Source organism: Variovorax sp. J31P179 (assembly GCF_030316985.1).
Lineage (GTDB): Bacteria > Pseudomonadota > Gammaproteobacteria > Burkholderiales > Burkholderiaceae_C > Variovorax > Variovorax ginsengisoli_B.
In genome coordinates this window covers 49383-71239 of record NZ_JASZYL010000008.1, presented here as the reverse complement: position 1 = coordinate 71239, position 21857 = coordinate 49383, and the positions used below count along the sequence as shown (strand labels likewise).

Annotated in this window: 18 protein-coding genes; 4 read left to right on the top strand and 14 right to left on the bottom strand. The window is 68.1% G+C overall.

Annotation, left to right across the window (positions count from 1 at the left end; translation table 11 throughout):
• Positions 1–13: 13 nt before the first annotated feature.
• Positions 14–1024 carry a Bug family tripartite tricarboxylate transporter substrate binding protein gene (locus tag QTI17_RS21290; RefSeq protein WP_286535449.1) on the top strand — a complete coding sequence of 337 codons (1011 nt, stop codon included), beginning with the start codon at positions 14–16 and terminating at the stop codon, positions 1022–1024.
• A gap of 1 nt (position 1025) precedes the next feature.
• Positions 1026–1733 carry an arylmalonate decarboxylase gene (locus tag QTI17_RS21285; protein WP_286535448.1) on the top strand — a complete coding sequence of 236 codons (708 nt, stop codon included), beginning with the start codon at positions 1026–1028 and terminating at the stop codon, positions 1731–1733.
• Positions 1734–1746: 13 nt separating this feature from the next.
• On the opposite strand, the gene QTI17_RS21280 is transcribed toward QTI17_RS21285, so the two are convergent.
• From QTI17_RS21280 to QTI17_RS21255, 6 genes are all read right to left on the bottom strand, one after another.
• Positions 1747–2568 (bottom strand): HpcH/HpaI aldolase/citrate lyase family protein, encoded by an 822-nt coding sequence (locus QTI17_RS21280; protein WP_286535446.1) that lies wholly within the window; start codon positions 2566–2568, stop codon positions 1747–1749.
• Between the two features lie 295 nt (positions 2569–2863).
• Positions 2864–4231 (bottom strand): MmgE/PrpD family protein, encoded by a 1368-nt coding sequence (locus tag QTI17_RS21275; RefSeq protein WP_286535445.1) that lies wholly within the window; start codon positions 4229–4231, stop codon positions 2864–2866.
• A gap of 31 nt (positions 4232–4262) precedes the next feature.
• A complete protein-coding gene (locus tag QTI17_RS21270; protein ID WP_286535444.1) occupies positions 4263–5453 on the bottom strand; it encodes a CaiB/BaiF CoA transferase family protein in 1191 nt (396 codons plus the stop codon).
• Entirely contained in the window at positions 5453–6613 is a 1161-nt protein-coding gene (locus tag QTI17_RS21265; RefSeq protein ID WP_286535443.1) for an acyl-CoA dehydrogenase family protein, read from the bottom strand. Before QTI17_RS21265 ends, QTI17_RS21270 begins: the two co-directional genes overlap by 1 nt.
• Before the next feature lie 5 nt (positions 6614–6618).
• Entirely contained in the window at positions 6619–7482 is an 864-nt protein-coding gene (locus QTI17_RS21260) for an HTD2 family dehydratase (RefSeq protein WP_286535442.1), read from the bottom strand.
• 11 nt (positions 7483–7493) lie between these two features.
• Positions 7494–8276, bottom strand: coding sequence for a citryl-CoA lyase (locus QTI17_RS21255; protein ID WP_286535441.1), 783 nt, complete (start codon positions 8274–8276; stop codon positions 7494–7496).
• 155 nt (positions 8277–8431) lie between these two features.
• On the opposite strand from QTI17_RS21255, the gene QTI17_RS21250 reads away from it, so the two are divergent.
• On the top strand, positions 8432–10756 hold the full coding sequence (locus tag QTI17_RS21250; RefSeq protein WP_286535440.1) for an acyl-CoA dehydrogenase family protein: 2325 nt from the start codon (positions 8432–8434) through the stop codon (positions 10754–10756).
• A gap of 305 nt (positions 10757–11061) precedes the next feature.
• Here QTI17_RS21250 and QTI17_RS21245 read toward each other — a convergent pair whose 3' ends face one another.
• The 5 genes from QTI17_RS21245 to QTI17_RS21225 form a co-directional block, all read right to left on the bottom strand.
• Positions 11062–11517, bottom strand: a complete 456-nt coding sequence (locus tag QTI17_RS21245; protein ID WP_286535439.1) for a hypothetical protein — start codon at positions 11515–11517, stop codon at positions 11062–11064.
• Positions 11518–11537: 20 nt separating this feature from the next.
• Positions 11538–12341, bottom strand: coding sequence for a DUF2092 domain-containing protein (locus QTI17_RS21240; protein ID WP_286535438.1), 804 nt, complete (start codon positions 12339–12341; stop codon positions 11538–11540).
• A 111-nt stretch (positions 12342–12452) separates the two neighbouring features.
• A complete protein-coding gene (locus tag QTI17_RS21235) occupies positions 12453–12635 on the bottom strand; it encodes a hypothetical protein (protein WP_286535436.1) in 183 nt (60 codons plus the stop codon).
• A gap of 123 nt (positions 12636–12758) precedes the next feature.
• On the bottom strand, positions 12759–14105 hold the full coding sequence (locus QTI17_RS21230; RefSeq protein WP_286535435.1) for a DUF5666 domain-containing protein: 1347 nt from the start codon (positions 14103–14105) through the stop codon (positions 12759–12761).
• Positions 14102–15031 (bottom strand): DUF6502 family protein, encoded by a 930-nt coding sequence (locus QTI17_RS21225; RefSeq protein WP_286535433.1) that lies wholly within the window; start codon positions 15029–15031, stop codon positions 14102–14104. Before QTI17_RS21225 ends, QTI17_RS21230 begins: the two co-directional genes overlap by 4 nt.
• 583 nt (positions 15032–15614) lie before the next feature.
• Between QTI17_RS21225 and QTI17_RS21220 the strand changes: the two genes are divergently transcribed.
• The gene (locus QTI17_RS21220; protein ID WP_286535432.1) at positions 15615–15947 is read left to right on the top strand and encodes a hypothetical protein; all 333 of its coding nucleotides are present in this window, start codon (positions 15615–15617) and stop codon (positions 15945–15947) included.
• Between the two features lie 1196 nt (positions 15948–17143).
• Here the strand turns inward: QTI17_RS21220 and QTI17_RS21215 are convergent.
• The 3 genes from QTI17_RS21215 to QTI17_RS21205 form a co-directional block, all read right to left on the bottom strand.
• Positions 17144–17911 carry an IclR family transcriptional regulator gene (locus tag QTI17_RS21215; protein ID WP_286535431.1) on the bottom strand — a complete coding sequence of 256 codons (768 nt, stop codon included), beginning with the start codon at positions 17909–17911 and terminating at the stop codon, positions 17144–17146.
• A gap of 299 nt (positions 17912–18210) precedes the next feature.
• Positions 18211–19611 carry a DUF1254 domain-containing protein gene (locus tag QTI17_RS21210; RefSeq protein ID WP_286535430.1) on the bottom strand — a complete coding sequence of 467 codons (1401 nt, stop codon included), beginning with the start codon at positions 19609–19611 and terminating at the stop codon, positions 18211–18213.
• 27 nt (positions 19612–19638) lie between these two features.
• A complete protein-coding gene (locus tag QTI17_RS21205) occupies positions 19639–21852 on the bottom strand; it encodes an eCIS core domain-containing protein (protein WP_286535429.1) in 2214 nt (737 codons plus the stop codon).
• Positions 21853–21857 lie beyond the last annotated feature (5 nt).

Below are 21857 nucleotides of genomic sequence, written 5' to 3'. Positions count from 1 at the left end.
CAACGGAGACACGATGAACAAGAGACAGCAAGCGACTCGACCCCCACGCCGTCAAGCCCTGCGCCTGGCGACCCTGGCGACGCTGGGCATGGCGCTCGGGATGACGGGCGCCGCCTGGGCCCAGAAGTACCCCGACCGGCCGATCCGACTGGTGGTGGGCTATTCGGCCGGCGGCGGCGTCGACGCCGCGGCGCGCATCCTGAGCGCCCGCCTGCCGGCGGTGCTGGGCCAGCAGGTGGTGGTCGAGAACCGCGCCGGCGCCACCGGCATGATCGCGGCCGACCTGGTCGCCAAGGCGGCGCCCGACGGCTACACGCTGATGATGGGCGACAGCGCCATGCTGATCACCAAGCTGCTGCAGCCGAAGATCGCGATCGATCCCCTGACCAGCTTCAAGCCGGTGGCGGGCGCCTTCGTCTCGCCGCTGATGATCGTCACCGGCAACGACTTCCCGGCCCGCACGCCGGCCGAACTGGTGACCGAGCTCAAGACCCATCCGGGCCGCTATTCCTTCGCCACCTCGGGCGTCGGCACGGTGCAGCACCTGGGCTTCGAGATGCTCAAGCAGACCACCGGCAGCTTCGTGGTGCATGTGCCTTACCGCGGGGCCGCGCAGATCGTGCCCGACGTGGTCGGCGGGCAGGTTCCGATCGGCGTCGTCAGCGCCACGGCGGGCATGGCGCAGGCCAAGGCCGGCAAGCTGCGCGCGGTGGCGCTCATGAACAAGGCGAAGCTCGACGGCGCCGACGGCGTGGCGCCGCTGGCCGATGCGCTGCCGGGCTTCGATGTCGCGCCACGGCTCTTCCTGCTGGCGCCGGCGGGCACGCCCGACGACATCGTCGACAAGATCTCGGCGGCCGTGAAGACCGTGCTCGACACCCCCGAGGCGGCCACCGCGGCGGCCGCGCAAGGCACCTTGCGCGCCTACGCGCCGCCCGCGCAGCTGCGCAAGGATCTGGCCGACGAGACGGCACGCTGGAAACGCATCATCACCGACCAGCGCATCGTGGCCGAAGGGAGCTGAAATGACGCAAGCGCACCTGGGCCTGATCGTTCCCCCGGCCGCCGGCGCGGTGCCGGTCGATGGCCCGCTGCTGTACGGAGAGCGCATCCGCTTCAGCGCCCGCGGGCTCGGCCTCGGCGAGATCTCCACCCGCGGCTACACCGAGGTGATCGATTCGGTGGTCGAGAAAGCGCTCGAACTCAAGGCCGAAGGCGTGGCCGCGGTCTCGCTGATGGGCACCTCGCTGAGCTTCTTTCGCGGCGCCGCATTCAACCGCGAGCTGCAGCAGGAAATGGCCCGCGCCACCGGGCTGCCCTGCAGCACGATGAGCAACGCCATCGTCGGCGGCCTGCGCAGCCTCGGCGTGCGGCGGGTCGCGGTGGCCACCGCCTACATCGACGAAGTCAACGTGCATCTGCGGCGCTACCTCGAGGACAGCGACTTCGAGCCGCTGGCGCTGCAGGGGCTGTCGATCTCCGACGTGCAGGCGGTCGGCGAGGTGCCGACCGCCGTGCTGGTCGACCTTTGCGCGACTGTCTTCGAAGCGAGTCCGGGCGCCGACGGCATCCTGATCTCGTGCGGCGGCCTGGTCACGCTCGACGCGGTGCGCGAGGTCGAGGCCCGCTTCGGCGTGCCGGTGGTGTCGAGTTCGCCCGCGGGCTTCTGGGACCTGGTGCGTTGCGCCGGGCTCGATGCGCACTCGCCGGGCCACGGGCGCCTGTTCGCCTGAACGCGCGGGCGGCTCAGCCGCGGTCGGCCGCGGCGAGCAGCGCCTGCGCCTTGAGCACCACGGGGCGGTCGACCATCTTGCCGTCGACCGCGACCGGCGCGCCGCGGCTGGCCGCATCGGCTTCGATCACGCGCCGTGCCCATTCGAGCTGCGCCGGCGTCGGCGAGAAGCCGCGGTTGACGGTCTCGACCTGCTTCGGATGGATGCAGAGCTTGCCGCCGAAACCCAGGCGCCGCGCCTGCCTCGCATCGGCCTCGACACTGGCCGGATCGTCGATCGAGGTGCTGACGCCATCGACCGGCGGCTGCAAGCCGGCTAGGCGCGACGCCAGCACGATCTGCGAACGGAACAGCAGCAGCTCGACGCCCTCGCCTTCGATGCCCAGGTCGGCCTGGAAGTCGATCGACCCGAAGACCAGCCGCTGGACCCTGGGCGCCGCCGCGATCGCGCCGAGCTGGTCGATGCCGCGCGCGGTCTCGATCAGCGGCCACAGCACGGCCCGAGGCAGAGCATCGGAGAGCCGCTGGAGCACGACTGCGTCCTCGGCCTTCGGCAGCATCAGCACGGCGATGCCGGCCTGCGCGCACATCGCGATATCGGCGGCGTGCCACGGGGTGTCGGCGGGGTTGATGCGCACGCCGACGATCGCGCCGCCATCGCGCCCACGCGCTCCGAGCCAGTGGGCGACCTGCATTCGCGCTTCGTCCTTGCGGTCGAGTGGCACCGCGTCCTCGAGATCGAGCACGACTGCGTCGGCGCCGCTCTGGCAGGCCTTGTCGAAGCGCGTGGGTTGATGGCCTGGTACGAAGAGCAGGCTTCGGGCGGTCTGTGTCATGTCAGGTCTCCAGTGATGCGTGTCGAGGGCATCGGGTTGTCCGGGGCGTGTGACGAGGGCGCCGGGTGGCCCCCTCCGCTCATGTCCCCCGCCTTCGGCTCCTCCTTTACTTCGCTGCGGGGGCCACCCGGCGCCCTCGTCACGGGTAGCGTCGTGTCGTGCTGGCCGAGGATGAACCACCGACTTGTCGGATCACGTCGATGGTGTGCTCTGCGCAGCGAAATAAAGGAGGAGGCCGCAGGCCGGGGGACATTCGCGGAGCAGAGTACGCCGTCGGCGTGATCCCGCCCCCAACCTAGCCCAAAAGGCGTCCGACGCGCGGCGCCGCCGCCAGCGACCAGATGCCATCGCACAGCGCCTGCGCCTCTTGCGGCGTGGCTGCATCGCCATACGCGGCGAGCCGTTTCATCTTGTCCTCGATCTCGGCCCGGCTCAGCGTGTTGCCGGGGTCGCCCTTGGGTTCGTCGACCCGGCCCGAGAAGGTGCGCCCGTCGGTGGTCGTGACGCTGACCTTGCCGATCCAGCGCGCCGGGTAGGCAGTGTCGACCTCGCGGTCGAGCTCCATCATGACCTTGTCGCGGAACGTCGCCACCTCGGGCGCCAGGTAGTCGCGGTCGAATTCGGTCAGGCCGGCGCGGCCATGGACCGCAATCAGCCCGAGCACCGTGCCCATCGAGAACTTGCCCTGGTGCACGGTGGTCGGCACCACCACGCGGCCCAGCACGTCGATCGCGCCCTGGTGAACATGGGTCACGACGCGCGCGATGTCGCCCTGCTGCAGCTGCTCTCGCCTCATGACCTGCAGCAGCGCATCGGCGGCCGGATGCGTGTGGCGGCAGGAGGCGTGGTACTTGAACGAAGTCTCGGCCAGCGTCCAGCGCGTGCCCAGCCCATCGACGAGGCGCGCGGGATCGGCATCGGTCGACATGCCCACGCCCAGGCCTTGCGCGCCTTCGAGCACATGCTGCGCGCCCGTGAAGCCATCCTTCGCGAGGTAGGCCGACATCAGCCCGCTCGCCGCCGCATGTGCGCAGTGAAGCTGCTTCGAATCGGCGGCGTCGCGCAGGAACTCCCACACGCCGGCCGACTGGGTGCCGGCCGAGCCGAAGGCGTGCAGCATCTGGGCCGGCGTGAGTTCGAGCAGCCGGCCCACGGCCGCAGCGGCCGCCAGCGTGCCGGCGGTGGCGGTGGTGTGGAAGGTGCGGTAGTGCGAACGGCCGAGGAACTCGCCGACCCGGATGCCGACTTCGTAGCCGGCCACCACGGCCGTGAGCAACTGCGCGCCGCTCGCGCCCAGTGCCTGTGCGGTCGCCAGCGCGGGTGCGAACACCACCGCCGCCGGATGGAACACCGAACCGTTGTGGACGTCGTCCTGCTCGACGTAGTGCGAGGCCGCGGCATTCACCAACGCCGCGAAGACCGGCGAAGTGGTACGGCGCGAGATCAGCACCTCGCTCGGCCCCTCGGCCGGCCCCATCATTTCGGCAAAGCGCTGGATGGCCTGCACCGGACGCGCCGACCGGGCGGCGAGCACCGAGCCCAGCCAGTCGAGCATCAGGTCCTCGGCGCGACGCAGCACCGGATCGGGAATGCGCGCGAACGACAGTTCGGCCGCGAAGGTGGCGAGCGTCCGGCTCGGGTGTTCGGATGCGTGGGTGCTCATGGCAGGGTCTCGGTCGAAAATGTTTCGTTGCTCACACGGCGCCGTCGGAACGCAGTGCCGCGATGGCGTCGGCGTCATAGCCGCACTGCGCCAGGATCGCATCGGTATGCTGGCCCAGGGTGGGCACCGCATCCATGCGTGCATCCCATTCGCGCGGCACGCCCGGCGGCAGCAGCGCCGGAATCGGGCCGGCGCCGGTGCCCACTTCGGTCCAGCGCCCGCGCGCCGCCAACTGCGGGTGGTTCCAGACGTCGTGCATCGTGTTGACCTGCGCGGTCGCGATCTGCGCGGCGTCGAGGCGCTGCATGATCTGCGCCGCGGTGAAGGGCGCGAAAGCCTGCACGATGATCTCGCGCAACGTATCGCGCGACGCGGTGCGCTGCGTGTTGGAGGCAAAGCGCGCATCGGTCGCCAGGGCCGGCTGCTCCAGCACCTGGGCGCAGAACACCTGCCATTCGCGCTCGTTCTGCAGGCCCAGCATGACCAGCTTGCCGTCGCCGGCCTGGAACGGACCGTAGGGATAGATCGTCGCGTGCGCGGCGCCCGCGCGCGGCGGCGGCTCGGCACCGTCGAAGGCGTAATACATCGGGAAGCTCATCCACTCGACCATGCTCTCGAGCATCGAGACGTCGATGCGGCAGCCCTTGCCCGTCTTGCCGCGCTGCAGCAGCGCCGCGAGGATGTTGCTGTAGGCGTACATGCCCGCCGAGATGTCGGCGATGGAGCAGCCGGCCTTCGCCATGTCCTGCGGCGTGCCGGTGACCGACAGGAAGCCGGACTCGCTCTGGATCAGCAGGTCGTAGGCCTTGCTGTCGCGGTAGGGCCCGGGCTTCTGCGCATCGTCGCCGTAGCCCGAGATGTCGCACACGATCAAGCCCGGATGCTTCGGCGACAAGGCCTCGAACGACAGGCCCAGCCGCGCGGCCGCGCCCGGCGCGAGGTTCTGCACCAGCACGTCGGCTTCGGCGACGAGGCGCTGGAGGATCTCCCGGCCCTGCGGGTGCTTGACGTCGAGCGTGAGGCTCTCCTTGGAGCGGTTGGTCCAGACGAAGTGCGAGGCCAGCCCGTGCACGCGCTGGTCGTAGGCGCGCGCGAAGTCGCCGCTGCCGGGCCGCTCGACCTTGATGACGCGGGCGCCCAGGTCGGCCAGTTGCCGGGTGCAGAACGGCGCCGCGATCGCGTGTTCGAGCGTGAGGACCGTGATGCCTTCGAGCGGCCGCATCAGAAGCTCCTCGGCAAGCCCAGCATGTGCTCGGCCACGTAGCTCAGGATCAGGTTGGTCGAGATCGGCGCCACCTGGTAGAGCCGGGTCTCGCGGAACTTGCGCTCGATGTCGTATTCGCAGGCGAAGCCGAAGCCGCCGTGGAACTGCAGGCAGGCGTTGGCGGCCTCCCACGAGGCCTTGGCCGCGAGGTACTTCGCCATGTTGGCCTGGGCGCCGCAGGGCTCGCGGGCGTCGAAGCGGCGGCAGGCCTCGTAGCGCATCAGGTCGGCCGCCTCGACCTCGATGAAGGCCTCGGCGATCGGGAACTGAACGCCCTGGTTCTGGCCGATCGGACGGCCGAAGACCACGCGCTCCTTGGTGTAGGCGGTGACCTTGTCGATGAACCAGTAGCCGTCGCCGATGCACTCGGCCGCGATCAGCGTGCGCTCGGCGTTGAGGCCGTCGAGGATGTACTTGAAGCCCTGCCCTTCTTCGCCGATGAGGTTCTCGGCCGGGATCTCGAGGTTCTCGAAGAACAGCTCGTTGGTCTCGTGGTTGACCATGTTGAGGATCGGCCGCACCGTGAGCCCGTTGCCGATGGCTTCGCGCAGGTCGACGATGAAGATCGACATGCCTTCGGACTTCTTCTTGACGTCGGCCAGCGGCGTGGTGCGCGCCAGCAGGATCATCAGGTCGGAGTGCTGGATGCGCGAGATCCAGACCTTCTGGCCGTTGACGACGTAGCGGTCGCCCTTCTTCACCGCGGTGGTCTTGATCTTGGTGGTGTCGGTTCCGGTCGACGGCTCGGTCACGCCCATCGACTGCAGTCGCAGGTCGCCGCTGGCGATCTTCGGCAGGTACTGGCGCTTCTGCCCCTCGGAGCCATGGCGCAGCAAGGTGCCCATGTTGTACATCTGGCCATGGCAGGCGCCCGAGTTGCCGCCCGCGCGGTTGATCTCCTCCATGATCACCGAGGCTTCAGTGAGCCCGAGGCCCGAGCCGCCGTATTCCTGCGGTATCAGCGCGGCCATCCAGCCGGCCTTGGTCAGGGCGTCGACGAATTCGGCAGGGTAGGCGCGGGCCTCGTCGACCTTGCGGAAGTACTCGTTGGGGAACTGGGCGCAGAGGTCGCGCACGGCGTCGCGGATGTCGGGGAAGCGGGGATTGGAATCGGTCATGGCGGTCAGGAGGATGAGAGTTCGGCGCTGGCCTGCATCAGCAGCGCGCCCTGGCCGTCTTCGGCCCAGAGTGCAACCTTGCCGTCGGCGTCGGCCGCGTGGCCGCAGACCCGCAGCAGGCGCCCGCAGGTCAGCGGGCGCACGGCCTTGAAGCGGTAGGCGCCCACGCGTCGGCCCGGGTTGTGCAGTTGCGCCGCCTCGAGCAGCAGCGTGGCGATCAGCGGCCCGTGCACCACCAGGTCGTCGTAGCCCTCGACCTGCGTGACGTAGGGATGGTCGTAGTGGATGCGGTGGCTGTTGAAGGTGAGCGCCGAGTAGCGGAACAGCAGGGTGGCGTCGGGCCGGTGCTCGTTCGACCAGGCCGCATCGGCCGGCGGAACTTGCGGCGGCGCCGATTCGCCCGGCTTCGCCGCCTCGCGGTAGACGATGTCGTGCAGGTCGCGCAGCACCAGCGTGTCGCCTGCGTGCACCTCGTGCGCGACCTTGACGAATACCAGGGCACCGGCCTTGCCCTGCTTCAGGGTGACGTCAGCCACGCGCGAGGTCTTGCGCGCCGGCGCGCCGAGCGGCAGCGGCGCGAAGAACTCGAGTTGGCTGCCGGCCCACATGCGGCGCGGCAGCGGCACCGGCGGCAGGAAGCCGCCGCGCGCCGGATGGCCATCCGGACCGAGCTGGATCTGTGGCGCGGTCGGCAGGAAGTAGCACCAGTGCCACAGCGGCGGCAGCGCCCGGCCCGCCGGCCAGGGCTGGTCGTCGTTGCGAAGGGTGGCGGCCAGCGCGCTCGCGGTCCAGGGCGACAGCAGGTCGTCATGGGTCTCGGTGCGGCCGATCCAGGTTTGCAGGTGGGCGATGTCGAGCGGGTCGGTCATGGCCTGGCCTTTCAGTCTTGGCGCGGGCTCCCGGCCTCGCGCTCGACCCGCTGCCAGATCTCGACGCCCATCGGATCGTCGATCTCCTCCAGGATGTGGCCGACCAGGCCGATGGCGCGCGCCATCACACCGAAGCCGCGGATGATGCGCCAGGGGAAGCCGAATTCGGCCGCGATGGCACCGATGGCGCCGGTGGCATTGATCGGCAGCGACTTGCCCGAGACCCGCTCGGCTTCTGCCTGCACCGCCTGCATCAGCGCCACGTAGTGGCTCGACAGGCCGTTCTCGGCCGCGATCTGGAACAGCCGCGGCGTGCGCGGATCGATCGGCTTGTGCAGCGGATGGCCCAGGCCCGGCACGATCTCCTTGCGGGCGCGGTAGGCGGCGACGATCTCGCGCGCCAGGTCGGCCAGCGGCCGGGTGGGCTGGGTGCCGGGCGGGATCGCCTCGTACAGCATGCGCGCGGCGCCTTCGGTGCTGCCGACGAACACGCTGCCCAGCCCGCAGAGGCCAGCGCCCACGGCGGCCTGCAGCGCCTCGGGCGCGCCGGCGTAGGTCAGGCGGGCGACCAGCGCGCTCGGCGTGATGCCGTGCTCGACCAGCGTCACCACGATGGCGTTGAAAGTGATCGATTCCTGCGGGGTCGGCACCCGGCCGGTGAGCTCGAGGAAGGCCATGTCGCCGAGGTTCAGGTGGCCGAGGATCTCGGAGGGCAGGTCGCGCCCGCGCACGGTGATCTTGTCGGGCGTGCTGTGGCCGAGTTCGGTGTGCAGGGACTTCTTGATCTTGGTCATGGCGGAATGGGTGCGCGAAATGTCGACCCCGCGAATCTAGTCCCGTTGCAGCGATCGCGGTCTGTGATTGCCGAAGGCTCCCTTCGGCAATCGTGAACGTCGGTGCGCGCCCGCTCTGGCACGCTCCCAACCCGGATCTCACCAAGTTGGACACCATGGACCACGACTCATTGGCCGCCATCCGCGAAGCGGCACTGGACTATTTCGAGCGCAGCGGCAGCATCCGCCGCTGCCGCGCACTGACCGAAAGCCCGCGCGGCGCCCAAGCGGCGGCCTGGTCCGCGCTGGTCGCACTGGGCTGGCCCGGCATGCTGGCGCCCGAGTCCGCGGGCGGCCTGGCCTTCGACCTGGCCGGCGCCGCGGAACTGCTGCGCGCCGCCGGCGAGCACGTGGCGCCCGAGCCACTGCTGGCCGTGGCCGGCCTCGGCGCCCTGCTGCTGCGGCGGCTGGACGGTGCCGCCGCCAGCAGGCTGCTGTGCGAACTGGTCGAAGGCCGGAGCCTGCCTGCCTTGGCCTGGCAGGAAAGCGCAGGCGACCTCAGCGACGTGCCACTGGATTGCGGCTGTGAAGCCGATCCGCAGGGCCGCGTGCTGCTGCAGGGCGAGAAGATGATGGTGCTGCCGGGGGCGGCCGCCAGCGGCTGGCTGGTGTCGGCGCGCGGCGATGACGACACCGTGCTGCTGTGGGTGCCGCGCGGCACCGCCGGCGTGACCGAGACGCTGACGCCGCTGGTCGATGGCGAACAGGCGGCCACTTTGCGCTTCGACCGCGTCTCGCTGCCCGCCGAAGCCGTGCTGGCCGAAGGCAGCACCGCCCGCGAGGCGCTGCGCCAGACCCTGGCCGCCGGTCAGATCCTGCAGGCCGCCGAACTGACGGGCACGGCGCAGGCGATGCTCGACCAGACCCTGGCCTACCTGCGCACGCGCGCGCAGTTCGGCAAGCCGATCGGCAGCTTCCAGGCGCTGCAGCATCGGGCGGTCGACATGTTCATCCAGCTCGAAGTGGCGCGCGCCACCCTGGCCGAGGTGCTGGCGCTGGCGGCCGAGCCGGGTCTGCCGATCGAGCGGCTCGAGGCCGAGGCCAGCCGCGTCAACGCACGCTGCAGTTCGGCCGCGCTGCAGATCTCGCGCTCGGCGGTGCAGCTGCACGGCGCGATCGGCTACACGCAGGAATGCGACCTGAGCCTGTTCTACAAGCGCACGCTGCGGCTCGCGGCCTGGCTCGGCAACGCCACGGCGCACCAGCGCCGCTATGCCGCCCTGGCCGAGGCCGGCGCCCGGGCCAACGAGGCGATCGCCTGGACCGGCGAATTCCCGCGCACGGCCGACTGGGGCGCCATGCCCGAGCCCGACTTCCGGCGCATGGTGCGCGCCTTCCTGCAGCAGCGCTACCCGGCACGGCTGCGCTACCTGTCGCACCGCGCGCGCTGGAGCGAGATGCGCGACTGGTACCTCACGCTGTCGGCGCAGGGCTGGGTTGCGCCGGCCTGGCCGCAGGCGCATGGCGGCATGGGCCTGCCGGCCGACAAGATGATCGCCTGGATCGAGGAACTCGAGCAGCACGGCGTGGCCCGCGCGCCCGACCAGGGCATCGTGATGATCGGGCCGCTGCTGATCCAGCACGGCACGCCGGCCCAGCAGCAGCGCTTCCTGCCGCGCATCCTGAGCGGCGAGCATGTGTGGTGCCAGGGCTATTCGGAGCCCAATGCCGGCTCCGACCTCGCCGGCCTGCGCACCGAGGCGCTGCAGGCGCGCGATGCTGCGGGCGACCACTTCATCGTCAACGGCCAGAAGATCTGGACCACGCTGGCGCAGGATGCCAACCACATCTTCATGCTGGTGCGCACCGACCGCGACGCCAAGAAGCAGGAAGGCATCAGCTTCCTGCTGTGCGACCTGGCGACGCCGGGCATCACGATCCGGCCGATCCACACGCTCGCCGGCGAGCCCGAATTCTGCGAGGTGTTCTTCGACAACGTGCGGGTGCCGGCCGAGAACCTGGTGGGCCGGCTGCACGGCGGCTGGACCATCGCCAAGGCGCTGCTGGGCTTCGAGCGCATCTTCCTCGGCAGCCCGAAGCAGTCGCAGTACGCGCTGGGCCAGCTGGCGCGGCTGGCGCGGGCGCGGCGGCTGTTCGCGGACCCGGTGTTCATGCAGCGCTATACGGCCCTCAGGCTCGACGTCGCCGACCTCTCTGCCACGTACGCGGGCTTCGCCAACATCGTGAAGGCCGGCAAGCCGTTGCCTTCCTCGGTGTCGCTGCTGAAGATCTTTGCCAGCGAGACCTACCACCGCATCGGCGCACTGCTGGTCGAGGCCAGCGAGGAACAAGGCGCGATCGCCGGCGATGTCGACGTCGACGGACAGCCTTTCAATGCGCTCTCGCCATTGATCGGATCGACCTCCGCGATGATCTATGGCGGCACCAACGAGATCCAGCGGAACATCCTCGCGCGGCAGGTGCTCGACCTGCCGGGCTGAGGTCCAGCAACCGTCGTCTGGTGGAGTTGGGGCGGGGCTCACGCCGACGGTGTGCTCTGCTCCGCGAATGTCCCCCGGCCTTCGGCCTCCTCCTTTATTTCGCTGCGCAGAGCACACCATCGGCGCGAGCCGTCACGGCCGTCGTTCATCGGCTGGAACCACCTTCTGCTACCCGTGCCGAGGGCACCGGGTGGCCCCCGCAGCGAAATAAAGGAGGAGCCGAAGGCGGGGGACATTCGCGGAGGGGGCCACCCGGTGCCCTCGGCACGCGCCCCGAACGCGTCCCCGCCAGACCACCGACCCGACTACGGCGCCGGAACGACCTCGTAATACACCCCGCTCGATCCGAAGTACGGCTTGTACCAGGTCGATCCGAACTGATAGAAGTTGACGCCGTTCACCACCATGCTGCGCGCCCCGCCAGGCAATGCGGCCACCTGCGTGCCGAGCGGCAGGTTGCTCTGGGTGACGTAGACGGGCGGCGGCACCACCACTGCAGGCTGCTGCACGACCACGGCGGGACGGTATGAATCTGCGATGGCGGCACCCACCGCCATGCCCGCAACGGCGCCCACGGCCGCGCCGCAGCCGTAGCAGCCGGCGGGTCGGTAATAGGGGTGGTAGGGGTGATAGCCGCCGACCGCGACGGCGCCGCCCCGCCAGCCTCCCGCTGCAGCAATCCAGGCGCTGGCATCGGACAGCGGAACGAAAACGCCCGCCACGACCGCGATGCCGAATAGGAGTGTCTTGATTGGCTTCATCGCGCTGCTCCTCTGCCTGATCACTTGTCCTGGCCCATCTGCTTGAACTCGAGCTTCACCGCGCCTTTCGGGATGCTCGCCTTGAAGGTCTGCGCCGGAACCGCTGCGTCGAGCTTCCAGTCGGACAACTCCACGGTGAACGTCGGCTGACGCTCGCCCGTCCGGTACGACACGACCATCAGGCGCGGCAGCTTGTCCGAGGTGCCGATCCACACTTCCCAGTCGAGGCCCGGCGCGGTGAATGCCAGGTGATCGGTCTTGACGCCGCCGACCGTCGTCTGGCCGACCCAGAGCGCGCTGGTGAAATCCTTGGTCAGGAACGCATACGGGTCCGCCACCAGAAGATCCAGGAAAGGCGCCGTGGCGTCAGACCCCGGCTGCACGCCGTTCATGAGCGCCTCGAGGAAGCCGCCCGCCGCATCGCGCTGCGCATAGAACTTGCCACCTGCTCCGACCACTGTCACGGTCTTGCCGTCGTAGAAGGCGTCGCTCGGGAACAGGTCGCCGCGCGCCGACACGAACAACTTGTCGGGCCGCTGCATCACCACGCGCGACGATGCATGGAGGCTCACGAACTGACCGGTCGGCGAGTGCGTCGGCACGATGCCGCGCACCTTGAAGCTGAGTGTCTTCGCGCCGGCCAGCGTGTCGCTCATGGCCTTGAGGAGCGTCAGTGCCCGCTGGTCCTTGATGTCCTTCGCGGGGGCGGCCGCGGGCACGGCCTTGTCTTGCGCCAGTGCAAGGCCGGGCGCCCACAGCGATGCGGAGGCCGCGAGCAGCGCGCAGGCAAGCGGTCGGGTGATTCGTCTCGGGCTGACGTTCATGCGGGCTCTCCAGCGGTGGCGCTCATGGCTTCTCCGCCACTGTCTGCGCCCTCGCGCCCGCTGTCTATTGCCCTTTAGGGAGGGTGCGGCGGAGCGGCGCGCCATCCTCGACTAGGCATAGTGACGGACCAGCAAGACGGCAAGACCCACCACCAGGACAGCGATGACGGCCAGGTTGCGCTTCCAGCCGGCGACGTATCTCTCCTGCTCGAGGTGCTGCCTCTCGGTGGCGAGATTCTCGCGCCGACGCGCCGAGGACCATTGACTCTCCCAATCATCGAAGCTCTGTTTCATGTCATAAATTGTTACGATTCGCGGGCTCGAAGTATAGGTAAAAGGTTCGCATTTTGATTTGCGGGAAATGGACCTGTCAGGTCGTAGGCGTCGTCTGACACGGTTGAAATTCGAGGATCGGCGTCATTCGAAGTTGACGCTGGTCGCGGTCAGCACGCCGTCCGCGACCTGTTCGCCATGCACGTGCACCTTGACGCCGTTGCCCAGATTGGCCGCAGTGCCGTTCGTGAACAAGACACCCCGGCCACCGGCATTCACGGGCTGCCCTCTGACCTTGAAGTCGGAGGCCGAACGGAAGGCACCGACGGTTCCGATCAGGTCGAACGAAGCCGGCCCTCCGGTACCGGGTATGTGGCGGATCTTCAGCTGGGTCGCCTTGAGGACGCCGCCAGACAGCTTGCCGCCGACCTCCACCTTGACGCCATTGCCGACGGCTCCCGAAGGCCCGCCCGTGATCCGCGCCGATGACGCGTCGACTCGGAGGCCCAGCACGCGCAGGGCGCCCGTGCCCGCGAAGTCCGTGATGACGCCGGCGAGCTGCACCGTGGTGCCCTCTGCCGTCGGCACCGGGTACCACCACTGCACCAGGGTGGCGGCGAGCCTGCCCGGCGACGCGCTGTCGGCCCGCACGCGCACGATGGTCCCGTCGGACAGCGGCCGACCGTCCAGGCTGCCGGACAACACGGCACTGCCGTAGTCGACGACGAGGCCGCCGAGCGTGAAGCTTCGCGCGATCGCGTCGAGGTTCTGCACCGTGCCCGTGAGAATGAACGCAGCGGGGTCTCGCTGCTCGACCCGGGTCGCCCGCAGCACGCCCGGCGCCGCAGGCAGCCCCCAGATCTGCAGCGTCTGGCCGAGCCGCAGCGCCGCAAGACCGGTGGCGTCGGCCCACACGGTGGCCTCGTCGGTGGTCACCGTGGTGCCGAGGACGACGAAGCGGCCCTGGGCCAGGTCGACCGACAGCAGCGGGCCGCGAATGTCGGCCGCCGAGTCCACGCGGCGGGCGATGCCGCTCGTGAAGTCGGCGTTGACCGGCCCCGTGACCTTCGCGCTCATTCCCAACTGCAGCCCCGCGGCGTCCTCGATGTGCCCGACTGCGGACCCGGTCTCGTAGCGAAGCCCGTTGACGATGATGCTGCCCGCGCCGTCGACCGCACCGATGCCCGTGGCGTCGGCGGTGCTCACGCCCGTGCCTCCCGAGCCGACTCCCGATCCGTCGTCGCCGCCAGAGGCCGCGGTGCTCGTCGAACTGCTGCCATCGTCGGCCGCGATGCCGCCCAGGCCGTTGCCGCTCGGTGTGGCGTCCGCCGTCAGCGCAGGACTGCCGCCGGCACTCGCGAGCGATGCGCCGCCCGCGGCATTGCCCAACGCTGCCGCGCCGCCGCCACCGCCGCCACCGCCACCCCCACAAGACAGCAGCGAGGCGACAAGCAACGCCAGGATCCCGATGCGAAGCGCTTGGTTCTTCATGCTTTTTTCCCTGATGATCTGGAGGTTGCTGCCGGCACGGGTGCGCTGGTTCCGGCTGCGGTGTCTTCGTAGTAGGTGTAGATGCCGACCCGGATCCGCCCCGTCGCGCTCTTGTCGGCGGCTTCGTAGGCGCGCGTCATTTCCTGCGTCAGGTCGTGATGCAGTCCACCCCACCGCTGCCGCACGAACTGGTGGATCCGCTCGCAGTCCTCGAGCGAAATTCCACCGGCGAACACCGACCGTTCGAGCAGCGGCGGCTTGGCGCCGAAGGTGTTGGAGACCGCGGCCGACAGGTGATCGCGCGTGTTGTCACCCAGGAACGCAAGCATCTCCTTCAGGTCGCCGGCCGGAACGAAGCCGGCCGCGTCCAGTGCCACACGGCCGTCGCCTTCGCTGACCATGTTGAGCCGCACCAGTTCGTCGAGGATGGTGCGATGGTGCACGTTGCCTCGACTGGCGTGGCGGGCCAGCGCCTCGAACGAAGGCCCGCTCCCTTCGGCCACGATCGGCAGCCGTCGAAGCTTGGGGTCGTCTGCCAACATCTGCAGCCACAGCGTGATCGTCTTCGCTTCGGCGGACAGCTCGGATCTCGGCAGGTCTTCGGCGCCCTCCTCCCGCACCTTGACCGTGACGGCCTTGCGATTCAATCCCGTCGTCACCGAGATCTGGCTGATGTTGGGTTCGACGCCCTGCTCGAGCCATGTGCGGCGCGCTTCATCGACCATGATGTCGCGCAGCAGTTCATCGAGATGCGAATGCTTGACGCCGAAGGCCAGGGCCAGCCGCACCAGCGGTCGCAGCACGCGCGCCCAAGCCCCGAGCACCCAAGTCAGTTGGCCCTGCCTGTTCTGGGCGATCCCTTCCCGAAGGGACGGTCGGCCGCGCGGATGCCTGGCGTTCTTCGATCCAGCGGGATGAGCGGCCATGGCGCCTAGTTGCCCGCGCTACGGCGGGGCCGAGCCGAGCTGTTTGCGGCGGCGCGTCGGATTGGGGAGCACTTCATGCACGACCTCTGTCGGGTTGTTAACGCCCGGTTACCACTGGGACACAGTCACAAGCCTGTGTCTTACAAATCCGTTGCAACCACTATAGGACAAGAGCGCTTAAATGTGAAAACTTCCCATCCAACTGGAGAGACCCCATGTCAAGCAGCACACACGACGGAAAGCCGGCCAGTCGGAAGCCCAGCCGGGCCTCGGTATCGATCCGCCGCCGAGGAGCATCTGCGCGAGACTCGCTGCGACCCGGCGAGATGAGCGCGCGCAGGGCCTGGAATGCCGCCGTGCGGGCAAGACAGGCGATCCACCTTCGCATCGTCGCCGCGTTTCGCAGCCAGGTTGAGGGCCGGGGGCCCGGACCGACCGATATCGAGTTGCGTCTGTTCGCCCGGATCGCCGTCGCCGAGGAAAGGCTCAGGCGAGCCTTCCGGCGGGCCAGGGTCCATCCATGCTGCAGCTCGGCAACGTCGTCCATGCGAGTTGCGGGACTCGGGCGCCTGGGAGACTTCCGATGATGGCCGTCGAAGCGTCAGACTGGACCGCCTCGGCGCCGTCCAGCACCGCCTTCGGCAGCCTGATCGATCTGGTGAGGCTGCGGATCAGTGCCAGTTCGGCCGAGGTATGCGATGCCTGCAACACGATCAACCTCGGCTCGGCGCGCTATTGCAAATGCTGCTCCCACAAGCTGGCGGGCTTCTATGTCGCCAAGGGACTGGGGACCATGGCGGCACCGCAATGGGATGGGCTCGCCGTGCCGCGACGCGCGTCGGCGCTGGACTTCGTGGCGTTTTTCATCGTGATCAATTCACTTGTGCTCGTCACCAGTCTCATTCCTGTGCCGTAGCGCGGCCGTCGCTCGCCCGGCGTGGGAAGACACAATGACCAAATACTGCGAGGCTTGCCACGCGCCCAACCGGGACAGAGCCAGGTATTGCCGTGGTTGTGCGGGCAAGTTCTCAGGTGTGCGCTTCGATGCGGCTGCGTTTGCCCACACACTGCCCGACGCGCATGCCGCAGCATCCATGCCATCGGCGAGGCCGCGGGACGGGCTGACTCGCGCACCAGCCGAAGGAGCGAAGGCGCATCATCGCGGCAAGTTCGGACTGCCGGCTGGAATCGATATCTCGCTGGTGCTCCTGGTGCTCGCGCTGCCGCTGCTTGCAGGCGCCTTCGTCTATTGGTACGCGAGTCGCTCTCCGGTCCGGACACAACGCATTCTCGATCCGCCGCCGGTATCGGTTCAGTCTCCAGCGGCGGCGCAGACAACGCTGGTGACTTTCTCGCCGCCCGACCTGCCGCCGCCCCTGGTGGCTCCGGCGCAGCAAGATCAACCCGATCTGGAAACAAGTCCCGAACCGCAGGTCCCCGCACCTTCGCAGCGGACGGCACCGCGTCGACGAAGCCAGGCCGTGGCAGCCACGCCGAAACGAAGCCACGACACAGTGACGACCGCGGCCGTTGTCGAGACGGGTCGCCGGGGGGTGAGCGCACCCGCGGCTGCCCAGGCTTCGAACCTCAAGCCGGATGACGTCGAGGCGCTGCAGGTCAAGCGCTCGAGGACGGATCCGGGAAGAGCCGCCGTCCTCGTCATGCCGAGCAACCCGCCATGCGATCGCTACAACCCGTTCGGAGAACGCGTCTGCCTGGGCGCAGCGGCGGCAGGACCAGTCAATCGACACGTGTCGGTGACCGGTGTGGGCAGCCGTGCAATGGCGGCCATTTCGAGCGCTGATCCTGGTGGAAGCACCACCTCTGCTTCTGCGGGGTCCAGCGCGGCGTCCCCGGCCAGCGTGGGAAGCGGCGCAGGCGCGGCCGGTGCAAGTTCAAGCGCGGGGGCAGCCGGCGGGGCTGGAGGTCCTGGTCCCGGAGGTGGTGGGGGCGGTGGCGGGGGCGGATCAGGCGGGGGCTCCGGGGGCGGTGGCCCTGGGGGTGGTGGTGGTCCTGGCGGTGGTGGTGGTCCTGGCGGTGGCGGTGGTCCCGGGGGCGGCGGCGGCCCTGGTGGCGGCGGGCCCGGGCGATAGCCCCCCACGCGCAACAGCGCTAGCCCAGCCTTCCAACCTCCCCCCGCAGCATCGCAGCCAGCACCGCCGCGCGCGAGCGCGGCAAGCGCGACGCCGGCACCACGATGCCGAGCGCCGCATCGCCGCACGAACCCATCGCGAAACGCATGCCGACACCCGCGATGCCCTTGGCGACGATCTGCGCATGGCCCAGTTCGCGGGTCTGGCGGATCCAGCGCTGCAGCTTGGCCGCGCTCATGTGGTGGGCCTGGTATTCCGCCTCGTACCGCGCATAGTGCGCGGCGATCTCGGCGTCGCTCATCGTCGCCAGCAGCGAGAAGCTCGGGATGCCCAGCCCCAGCAGGCGCATGCTGCCCACCGTCTCGAAGAAGCTCCGGATCGGATGCGCGCCCTGCTCCAGGTGCAGGCAATGGCTGTAGTCGCCCGACCGAACGACCAGGAACACATGCTCGTCCGAGCGGCGCGCCAGCGCCTTCATGGCCGGCAGGCAGCGCTCGACCAGCGGCGCGCGCTGCATCGCTGCCAGCCCGAGCGCCATGGCCTCGATGCCGAGCCGGTACAAGCCGGAGGCGGCATCGCGGCCGACCAGCCCGGCCCGCACCAGCGAAGACACGATGCGGTAGGTGGTGGTCCGGTCGAGCCGCACGGCCTCCACCAGTTCGGGCAGCGCGATGCCCTGCGCGTGCTGCGCGGCGATGCACTGCAGCAGCTGCATCGCCCGGTCGATGCTTTGCGCGCCGCGCACCACCGGGGCCGCGCGGGAAGAGGATTCAGTCGCAGCAGTCATCGAGGCAGTCGCGTGGCGCAGAGTTCGGGTGTGCACATTGTGCACAACGGGGCGCGACCGGGGCGACTCGAACAAGGGAGGCGCTCGACAAGGTCATTTGCGGGGGCGAAGCAGCGGCTCGCTCACGCCGTTGATCCCTCTTGATGCAGGCCCATCCGCACGTCCAGAAGGACACCCAGAGCTACTCGGTTTTCTCGACTCAACAAGCAATGAGCCAATCAGCCGCACTGGCCTTCATTCAATGGCTTCGTTCGCAATCGAGGCGTTGAAGGCCGGCGCCAACAATCGACCGCATGTGATCATTTCATTGCCTCGACGTCGGTCAACGTCCACGTCTTGTCGAAGAGTTCCTTCTTCGGGCCGTAGAGGCGGAACAGGAGTTCGAACCGCCGTTTAGGATCGGTCGGCACCCAGTTGGACGTATTTCCGACAGGCGCCTGCGGGCCGAAGTACACGTCCGTCGAGCCGTCGGCGTTTTTCTGCACCGCCGTGGCGTTCGACGCGAGGCTCGGACGAGACATCCCGACGATCAACGCATGCGTCTCGCGGTCGTAGGCAGTCACCGACCAGTATTGCTCGATGGGCGCATTCGCCGGCACCTTCAGCCGGTAGGTCTTTCCGCCCTCCAGCGGCCTGCCGGCGCTATCGCTGGTATTCATGAGATAGAACTGGGCGCCTCCCAAGACCTTCGGGCTGAAGTACGCCATGTGGTACATCACTGCGCGGCCGTCGAGGCCGTACTCGTCGGGGTCGGCGAACTTGTTGCCCAGTCCGTCTCGGGTCTCCGGCGGCACGGGCACCGACCACCGCGTTCCATCGTAGAACGGCGGCACGAAACCACTCTCATACTTGAGGCCAATGACTTGGTGCGCCTCCCGCGCCGCCTTGCTGAAGAGCGCCTTCGTCTTGGCGTCAGGGTTGAAGGGCTTGCCCTTTTCGATACCCAGCGACTTGAGCGAATCGATCATCACCTTGTCGCGCGTGAGCCAGGGTTCGGCCTGCACAAAACGGTTGAGCAATTCGAAGAATGTCGCGTCGTAGGGAATGGTCGCGTCGAAGGGCTTGTCGTAGACGTCCACGAAGACCGTCGAATCGGGATTGGCGCCCAGCGGATAGACCTTTACCCGCTTGCCGTGATCGACGGCGGACTGAATGTCGGCGTCGCTGCGACTCTTGAAGTTCGAGCGCAAGATGACAAAGCCCCGGTAGGTCTCCGACTGCAGCACGATGTAGCCGTCCGGCGTTTTCTCGGTGTAGCCCGGCGGCAGGATGAGGTATTTCGCACCCTTGCCCTTGTCCTCTCCGGCCGGCCCGACATCGGCGAGCGCGTTCTGCCATGAGACGTCGAAGCTGCCCACGATCACATGGTCCTCGTCGGCCGGCGGAATCTCCACCACCACCGGACCCTTCGACGTGTCATAGAAAGGATTGAGGTAGATCGTGTCCGGATTGGGGGTGAGCGTCTGGTTCTTCCAGTTCACCGGACGCGACCAATAGACGACTTGGTTCAGCTTTGCTCCATTGGCGCTCGCCGCGTCCAGCATGCGCTCATAGTTGACGGCGGGCATGCCCCAGATCACGGCTTCGACAGCCCGACGCTCGACCGTTCGGCGCCGCAGCTCGACTGCGGAAAGGGTCTGTGCGTGCGCGGTCATGGCGGCGGCGCCGAGCACCAAGCCGAGCGTGAGGATCTTTTTCATGCGAGAACCTTTGAATATGACGTGATGCTAGATCTTGCGCCAGCTGATCAGACCGTCCCACATCTTCTTCCAGTACTGGTCAGGTTGCGCATCCGGTTCCAGCGCGCCGAACCACTCAAGAAGAACATTCGGGTTCTTGTCGGGTTCGTAGGTGAATGTACTGGTGAAGACCGGCCCGTCCTTTCCACCAAAATTGAAACGGCCGAACAAGAGTTGCTTTCCCCTCGGCTCTTGCGCCTGGTAATTGAATTCCTGTGAGCCCAGCCGCATTTGTGCCGTGAGCTTGCCATCGTTCGCAAGGCCGATCCGAAGCGTGCGTGCGGCGAAGAGTCCGAGAATCATCGGATCTCCCGTGAAGAGTTTCTGGTACTCCGACTTATAAGAGCCGGGGAGACCTCGCAAGTCGACCGGAGTCAGTTTCGCTTCCGTCTTGGCGCGCGGCGGCGCCGGGAACGCGACAAATCCCGTTTTCAGATGGAATCCCTTGCGCGCCTTGTTGGACGGATCGCTCGGGCTGGGCTTGGGATCGCCCCGCGCGTAGTCGGCAGTCATCACCTGCTGGCCCTCCGGGACGTCTCCGACGGGTCTCGCGATGCTGCTGATGTACATCTTCTTGAAATGGACGATGTCGCCGGTAGAGTGCACGCCGGTGGGGCCGGCGAGCACGTCGGGTTGATCCGGCACTTCGACAACCATGGTGACCCCCACGCCATATCCCCGCTGGCGCCAATTCTCGATTTCCGGAGTGAGCTCCTTGAGCCGGTCGACTGCCAGCTGGACTTCATGGCCCTGCAAAGCGCTGAACAGGCCCGCGTTGATCAAGGCAGCCGCCCCTTCGACGCCCCCCTTGATATCCTGCTGGGCGATCGCTGGCTCGGGAACGCGGATGGGCTCGACCACCTGGCCTCGTCCCTCGAAGGGGCCGGTGGACCGAACCGCGAACGGCTCTTGGGTCACGCCGCCTCCGCCGCGGCGATTGGCGACCTCGGACACTTTGCCTCCGCGGAGGGAGCCGGTCTTTTCGGTCTTGGCTCCCCGTCCGCCGAGGCTTCGGTCGGTTGTCGGAGCTCGGCCGCGCGAACGATCACTGGTTGACCTCGCCCGGCCGCGCCCTTCGGCTTCGATGGCATCGGGAATCTCCGGAGGACCCGCCGTCTTTCCGACTTCCTTGGCCTTCGCTGCTTCCTTGTTCTTGATGGCCTCGTTGCGAGGATTCGGGAGGGTCTTGTCAGGGTCGACGATCACCGAGATCATGATTCGCCCACCCTTTTCGCGCGGCATGACACGAACGCAGTCATGACACAACGGGCGCGACACCACCAAACCGTCAATGTCCACGCCTCTTTCCTGTCTGTAGGCCTTGATCAGTTGTTCTGCATGTTCGAGTCCGCCCGATCCCGGGGGCGGACCGTCATTCGGCCCATATTGCCGGGCGGGTCCCTGAGGTCTCTTTTCCGAGATACCCTGCTCCGTGTCTCCCACGTAGACGAGGTTGAGCTTCTCCGCGGCTTTGCGAATATCGGGCCCGTTCGGGATGCCGGCGACGGCATACACGAGCCTCGGGTCCTGGCCGGTATTCCTTTGGCTGACCATGGCGATCGCAATGACGCCGTCCGCCTTGAGCTCGATCCGGACCTTGCGGGGCAGCGCTTCATAGAACTGGCGCAAAGAGTCCTCGAGAAACTGCATCGACTTCTCGTGAATGACACCTTCCGGAACCTTGTTTCTTTGCAGCGCCTTCGTGGCGTTCTGCTGAACGACGTGCGTGAGCTCATGGGCAATCAGCTGGCGGCCTTCTTGCGTGCCCGGCGAGTAGCGCCCTTCGTTGAACACGACATCGTGCCCGACCGTGTATGCATGGGCATGAACGTCACGCGCGGAGCCAGCGGCAAGGGCATCGGAATGGACACGGACCCGCGTGAAGTCGTAGCCGAAGCGATGCTCCATGTCGCGTCGAACCGACGGCTCGAGGGGAGCGCCCGCGCTCGCCAGGGTTTGCATGACGCTCGCGGGAACCTGTTCGGATGGGCCGCCTGTTCGAGACGAGTAAGGCTGAATCGCGAGCGGTGCCGCTGCGCCACCGGCCCTGACTGCCTGCGAGGCGATGCGATCGGCCTCCTGCTCGTAGACGTCGCCCGGCTCGCTGATCTCAAGCTTGGCTTGAAGTTCGCGGTAAACGGACGATCGGGTCGTAGACAGGCCGGCCATCGGCTTCGCGGCCGGGACTTTGAGCATTTGCATGCATC

Excerpts from the sequence above, each read along its gene's own strand:
- QTI17_RS21270 (WP_286535444.1), bottom strand. The coding sequence starts at position 5,453 with ATGCGGCCGCTCGAAGGCATCACGGTCCTCACGCTCGAACACGCGATC.
- QTI17_RS21255 (WP_286535441.1), bottom strand. The coding sequence starts at position 8,276 with ATGACCAAGATCAAGAAGTCCCTGCACACCGAACTCGGCCACAGCACG.
- QTI17_RS21280 (WP_286535446.1), bottom strand. The coding sequence starts at position 2,568 with ATGACACAGACCGCCCGAAGCCTGCTCTTCGTACCAGGCCATCAACCC.
- QTI17_RS21245 (WP_286535439.1), bottom strand. The coding sequence starts at position 11,517 with ATGAAGCCAATCAAGACACTCCTATTCGGCATCGCGGTCGTGGCGGGC.
- QTI17_RS21225 (WP_286535433.1), bottom strand. The coding sequence starts at position 15,031 with ATGGCCGCTCATCCCGCTGGATCGAAGAACGCCAGGCATCCGCGCGGC.
- QTI17_RS21235 (WP_286535436.1), bottom strand. The coding sequence starts at position 12,635 with ATGAAACAGAGCTTCGATGATTGGGAGAGTCAATGGTCCTCGGCGCGT.
- QTI17_RS21285 (WP_286535448.1), top strand. The coding sequence starts at position 1,026 with ATGACGCAAGCGCACCTGGGCCTGATCGTTCCCCCGGCCGCCGGCGCG.
- QTI17_RS21240 (WP_286535438.1), bottom strand. The coding sequence starts at position 12,341 with ATGAACGTCAGCCCGAGACGAATCACCCGACCGCTTGCCTGCGCGCTG.
- QTI17_RS21290 (WP_286535449.1), top strand. The coding sequence starts at position 14 with ATGAACAAGAGACAGCAAGCGACTCGACCCCCACGCCGTCAAGCCCTG.
- QTI17_RS21205 (WP_286535429.1), bottom strand. The coding sequence starts at position 21,852 with ATGCAAATGCTCAAAGTCCCGGCCGCGAAGCCGATGGCCGGCCTGTCT.
- QTI17_RS21275 (WP_286535445.1), bottom strand. The coding sequence starts at position 4,231 with ATGAGCACCCACGCATCCGAACACCCGAGCCGGACGCTCGCCACCTTC.
- QTI17_RS21250 (WP_286535440.1), top strand. The coding sequence starts at position 8,432 with ATGGACCACGACTCATTGGCCGCCATCCGCGAAGCGGCACTGGACTAT.
- QTI17_RS21210 (WP_286535430.1), bottom strand. The coding sequence starts at position 19,611 with ATGAAAAAGATCCTCACGCTCGGCTTGGTGCTCGGCGCCGCCGCCATG.
- QTI17_RS21265 (WP_286535443.1), bottom strand. The coding sequence starts at position 6,613 with ATGACCGATTCCAATCCCCGCTTCCCCGACATCCGCGACGCCGTGCGC.
- QTI17_RS21260 (WP_286535442.1), bottom strand. The coding sequence starts at position 7,482 with ATGACCGACCCGCTCGACATCGCCCACCTGCAAACCTGGATCGGCCGC.
- QTI17_RS21215 (WP_286535431.1), bottom strand. The coding sequence starts at position 17,911 with ATGACTGCTGCGACTGAATCCTCTTCCCGCGCGGCCCCGGTGGTGCGC.
- QTI17_RS21220 (WP_286535432.1), top strand. The coding sequence starts at position 15,615 with ATGATGGCCGTCGAAGCGTCAGACTGGACCGCCTCGGCGCCGTCCAGC.
- QTI17_RS21230 (WP_286535435.1), bottom strand. The coding sequence starts at position 14,105 with ATGAAGAACCAAGCGCTTCGCATCGGGATCCTGGCGTTGCTTGTCGCC.